Origin of the sequence: Caballeronia terrestris (assembly GCF_001544515.1) — a bacterium.
GTDB lineage: Bacteria > Pseudomonadota > Gammaproteobacteria > Burkholderiales > Burkholderiaceae > Caballeronia > Caballeronia terrestris.
The window spans coordinates 1-5,090 of record NZ_FCOL02000163.1 but is presented as its reverse complement, the minus strand read 5'-3'; the positions used below and the strand labels follow the sequence as shown (position 1 = coordinate 5,090).

The following is a 5,090-nucleotide window of genomic DNA, read 5'->3' as shown; positions in this document are numbered from 1 at the left end:
CATGGGCGTTGTGCCACCACGTGAAAGTTGGCATCGGCATAAATGGTCGAGCCTGTGGGTGTCATATCGGCCTCGCTCGCCAGCACGGCCGCAACTCGCCCGATCTCCTCGATGATGACCAGATGCCGCGCCTTGCAGTGCTGCCCTATGGCGTGGCAAAAGCCGATTCAACGTGGAGCCCGGGGACTCAGAAATTATAGTTCGGTGCTTCCGGATGGGGGCGGGACACTTGGCGCAACGCGCCGTTGCTTAGTTTTGAGCAAGCGGCGCGCGGGGTCTACTGCAGATCCGATCTCGGAGATGCTCACCGAGCAGGTTTTGTACCGCAAAGACCCAAAATCCCACTAAAGAATCCCGATCAAAAAAATCGATGCGCCCCCAGACATGCACCACTGTGGCGAGACTCGAAGCGCTTCTCGTACCTCACTGATTGTTGTACTTTATGGGAGTAACACGCCGGCGCAGTTGCCGAGTGTCGCTGTTCCGCACAACAGCTGGGTCCCCGTCTTGGTCTTGTCATGGGCCGTCGAGTTCAACCCGGCGACGCTCACCGACCGGCGTCCTGCGTCGCCACTTTGGCTTGCTTCATTTCGCGGACCGATCTGCATCGTCCACTTCGCGTGCCGCCTGGTCCCAAAATTTCGCATCCTGTCTTTCTGGGTTACCGGCTTGCTCCCAAAGGATTCGCGCACGAGGTCGAATCCGGGCGTCCCTCTCGAAGGTGTGCTCCAACGCTTCGACGCTCTCGCCATTCTCGTCGACGTGGATGCTCAATACATCATAGCCGTCGGCGATCGTGGTCCAATTCGCGACCCGCTTGGTCTCTTCAAACTGAACAATAGCCGAAGCGACTGCTTCGTGCTTCGTTCCCTGAGCGACCGAGACACACAAGAGCTCGCTGTGGTGCGGAAGCCCGGCATGGTCGAGAATCTCTTTGTAAAAGATGACTTCGAAGGGACGCCGTTCAGAGCCACCGCCTTCCAGGTCCGTTATCGAAATGACGCCGACTAGATGCCCGTCATCGTCGACGACCGCAAGCCGTTGTACATGAGCGTCCCGCATGACCGCGGCCGCCGTTTCGATCGAGTCGTCCTTCGAGCAGCAAATCGCGTCCACCGACATGGCTTCGCGAACACGCATGTTATTTGCGTCTCGACCCTCCGCAACGCCGCGCATTGCGATATCGCGGTCGGTAATTATTCCGAGAAGCCGGCCATCCTGGCATACCGGTAGACAACCAATGTTGTCTTTCCGGAGCTTGCGCGCGGCTGCTGCCAACGTCTCATCAGGCTCCAGGAATATGGCGGGTTTCATCCTCTTGCTGACTAACATGGTATTGCCTTCGGATTAAGGTCAGTTGCATTGCGGCCCCCGGCGAGGAACGCCGCAAAGTAGCGGTGTTCCGTTGCAGGGTTTAGCCGCAAGGAGTGTGGGAGTGGGCTTTGTTTTATGAAGGAGCTGTCGCCCGATCAGGAATCAAACGCCGCAGCTGTTATTTGGCGTTTTTGCCTTCTCAGAGCCGCAGTCTGTTCGTTGAGGCTACTCCTTGTTGAAAGACGGAAACTAGTTTATTTATGCGCCTTCGAAAAAATCGGACCGGGGCACCCTGCTTGTCGAGCGTTCAGCCGCGTTCGCCCTAACAAAGGTCCTTCGCTAAACGATGCCCTCGGAAGAGTCGCTGTCCGTAACGAACAATCATCCTCAGAGTTGTCTGGGCGCGAGCTTTGCGGTCGGTTGCCGAGGCGAAGCAGGGTCTCGAAGCGGCTTTCACGTGCATTTGTCAGCACCGATGGTGGAAGCGGACTTGTTTGTAAACTCAAACCCGTACGCTACCGTACCGACTTTCACCCCGACGCGCGCGCACTGTAGTCATGGATGCCACTCGTCCCCATGGAAGGGTTCCCGAGACGGCGTCGCGCAACGTGATCATCGTCGATCGCTTGCATCAACAGCCGCCGTTCAGGCAGGACGCGGCTACGATGCCTCCCATCAGATCATCTTATTTCCCGCCGCTGTGTTCGTGGCGGCGAGTCAATGGCGTTGCATGGCAGCGCTCCACCCGCCACGACTAGTTCGTTGGCGGGAGCTCGAGCCGGCAGTCCGCGAGGCGATCGATAGCTGAACGACGGCCTGTGTGAACCCACTTTCATAGCGATCGGTGGCGAGGAACCGGATATCCGGGTCCTTGCGCTCGCGAAACCGGAGTGCAAAATGTCACTCATTGAACCGACTGTCCACGACGGACTCGTCTTTGCCCTGCCCACTGATCTCGCTGCACGGGCGGAGATCTCGGGAATGAACGCTTACTGGTCGCTGGTCGCCGAAGCCGGGCGCGACTATGAAGGCTTTTGGGCGCGCCTCGCACGCGAGACGCTGACCTGGAGGAAGCCGTTCTCGACGACGCTCGACGAGACGAATGCACCGTTCTACACATGGTTCGAAGACGGCGAGCTGAACGCGTCGTACAACTGCCTCGACCGTCACGTCGAGGCTGGCAACGGCGAACGGGTGGCGGTGATCTTCGAGGCGGACGACGGCACGGTCACCCATGTCACCTACCGCGACCTGCTCCAACGTGTATGCCGTTGCGCAAACGCGCTAAAAAGGCGCGGCGTGAAGAAGAGCGATCGCGTCGTGATCTACATGCCGATGTCGATCGAAGGTATTGTCGCGATGCAGGCCTGCGCGCGTATCGGAGCCACGCATTCGGTTGTGTTTGGGGGCTTCTCGTCGAAGTCGCTGAACGAGCGGATGGTCGACGTCGGCGCAACGGTGCTGATTACCTGCGACGAACAGATGCGCGGCGGCAAGGCCCTGCCGCTGAAGAGCATCGCCGACGAAGCGCTCGCCGCAGGCGGTTGCGAAGCCGTTTCCAGCGTGATCGTCTACAAACGCACCGGAGGCAAAGTCCGGTGGAATCCGGAGCGGGACCTGTGGCTGCATGAAATCACCGATTGCGAGGCCGACACCTGCGAGCCTGAATGGGTCGGGGCAGAGCATCCGCTCTTCATCCTGTACACGTCCGGTTCGACCGGCACGCCAAAGGGCGTGCAGCACAGCACCGGCGGCTTTCTACTCTGGGCCGCGCAGACGATGAAGTGGACCTTCGACTGGAAGCCTTCGGACGTATTCTGGTGTACGGCGGACATCGGCTGGATCACGGGGCACAGCTACATCGCCTATGGCCCGACGGCCATTGGCGCGACGCAGGTCGTTTTCGAAGGCGTGCCGACCTTTCCGAACGCAGGCCGCTTCTGGGACATGATCGCGCGCCACAAGGTCACAACCTTCTACACCGCACCGACGGCGATTCGCTCGTTGATCAAGGTGTCGGACGCCGATCCGCTGGTTCATCCGAAGAACTTCGATCTGTCGACGCTGCGCATCATCGGGACAGTCGGTGAGCCGATCAATCCAGCCGCTTGGATGTGGTACCACGAGAACGTCGGCGGCGGGCGCTGCCCGGTCATCGATACATGGTGGCAGACCGAAACCGGTGGCCACATGATCACGCCGCTGCCGGGCGCGACGTCGCTCGTGCCTGGTTCGTGCACGCTGCCACTGCCGGGCATCCTGGCCGCCGTCGTCGACGAAACTGGCCACGACGTGCCGAACGGGCAGGGCGGGATTCTGGTCATCAAGCGCCCTTGGCCTTCGATGCTACGCACGGTGTGGGGCGACCCGGGGCGCTTTAAAAAGGGCTATTTCCCCGAAGATCTCGGCGGCAAGCTGTACCTCGCTGGCGACGGCGCGATCCGCGACAAGGAGACCGGTTACTTTACGATCACCGGACGCATCGACGACGTGTTGAATGTCTCCGGCCACCGGCTCGGTACGATGGAGATCGAATCTGCGCTGGTCGCCAACGCGATGGTTGCCGAAGCCGCCGTCGTCGGGCGTCCGGACGAGACAACCGGGGAAGTGGTCGTGGCGTTCGTGGTGCTCAAAGGCCCGCGTCCCGAAGGCGACGCAGCGGAAAAAATCGCGAACGAATTGCGCGCATGGGTCGGCAAGGAAATTGGGCCGATCGCGAAGCCCAAGGAAATCCGTTTCGGCGAGAACCTGCCGAAGACCCGCTCGGGCAAGATCATGCGCCGCTTGCTGCGCTCGCTTGCAGCGGGCGAGGAGATCACACAGGACGTGTCGACGCTGGAAAACCCCGCCATTCTGAACCAGCTTCGTTGAGCGCGGGAGCGTTCTCGTGGTACCAGTACTTCAGGAGCAGAATATGAGCACCGCATCGAATCAAATGAAGCTGGCGAACCCGGCGCCGCTGGGGCTCGCGGGATTCGCGCTCACCACCTGGCTGTTGAGCATGATCAACGCAGGCTGGTTCTCGGGCGATTCCATGGGACTCGTGCTGGCCTGCGCGCTCGCGTATGGCGGCACGGCGCAAGCGATCGCAGGGGTGATGGAATTGCCGCGAGGCAACACGTTCGGCGCGACGGCGTTCCTGAGCTATGGCGCGTTCTGGTGGTCGCTTGCACTCTTCATCGTGTTCTTTCATGGCAAGGTGCCTCCCGCCTTCGTCGGCTGGTACCTGTTCCTCTGGGGCGTCTTCACCTTCTACATGTGGCTCGCCACGTTCCGCTCGCCGCGTGCACTGCAGTTCATCTTCCTCGCATTGTGGATCACGTTCCTCCTGCTCGCTGGTGGCGAATGGACGGGCTCGGTAGCGCTGCGCATGGCGGGCGGATACGGAGGTCTGCTCACAGCCGTGCTCGCGTTCTATCTGTCTGCCGCCGATGTCATCAACGAAGTATATGAACGGACCGTGTTTCCGATCGGCGAGGCGCAGAGGTTCAGCCGGCACGCGGTCACCCTGTAGTGGACGATGCCGGAAGGTAGCCACGCTACTGGTTGTTCAGGAACATGTCGAAAGGAGAGTCATCATGGCAACACCTTTTCCCCAGATCACTGATTTCAGCAAGACGCTGGCGAGCTTCAAATTTCCCGGCGTCGATATGACGTCGTTGCTGGAAGCGCGGCGCAAGGACGTCGAAGCTCTCGCGGAGGCCAACACGCTCGCGTATGAAGGAATGCAGGCGCTGGTTCGAAAGCAAACGGAAATGCTTAATGCGAGCGCGCAT

At 60.4% G+C, this 5,090-nt stretch carries 5 protein-coding genes; 4 read left to right on the top strand and 1 reads right to left on the bottom strand.

What is annotated here, in order from left to right:
• Nucleotides 1-200 (top strand): hypothetical protein (locus AWB67_RS42500; RefSeq protein ID WP_235025522.1); only part of this gene is annotated, 200 nt, incomplete at its 5' end.
• Between the two features lie 385 nt (nt 201-585).
• On the opposite strand, the gene AWB67_RS34390 is transcribed toward AWB67_RS42500, so the two are convergent.
• A complete protein-coding gene (locus AWB67_RS34390; RefSeq protein WP_159965083.1) occupies nt 586-1,332 on the bottom strand; it encodes a CBS domain-containing protein in 747 nt (248 codons plus the stop codon).
• 879 nt (nt 1,333-2,211) lie between these two features.
• Here AWB67_RS34390 and acs point away from each other — a divergent pair.
• From acs to AWB67_RS34375, 3 genes are all read left to right on the top strand, one after another.
• The gene (gene acs / locus AWB67_RS34385; RefSeq protein ID WP_087660419.1) at nt 2,212-4,185 is read left to right on the top strand and encodes an acetate--CoA ligase; all 1,974 of its coding nucleotides are present in this window, start codon (nt 2,212-2,214) and stop codon (nt 4,183-4,185) included.
• 43 nt (nt 4,186-4,228) lie between these two features.
• Nucleotides 4,229-4,828 carry an acetate uptake transporter gene (locus AWB67_RS34380; RefSeq protein WP_087660418.1) on the top strand — a complete coding sequence of 200 codons (600 nt, stop codon included), beginning with the start codon at nt 4,229-4,231 and terminating at the stop codon, nt 4,826-4,828.
• 64 nt (nt 4,829-4,892) lie between these two features.
• Nucleotides 4,893-5,090 (top strand): phasin family protein (locus AWB67_RS34375; protein ID WP_235025521.1); only part of this gene is annotated, 198 nt, incomplete at its 3' end.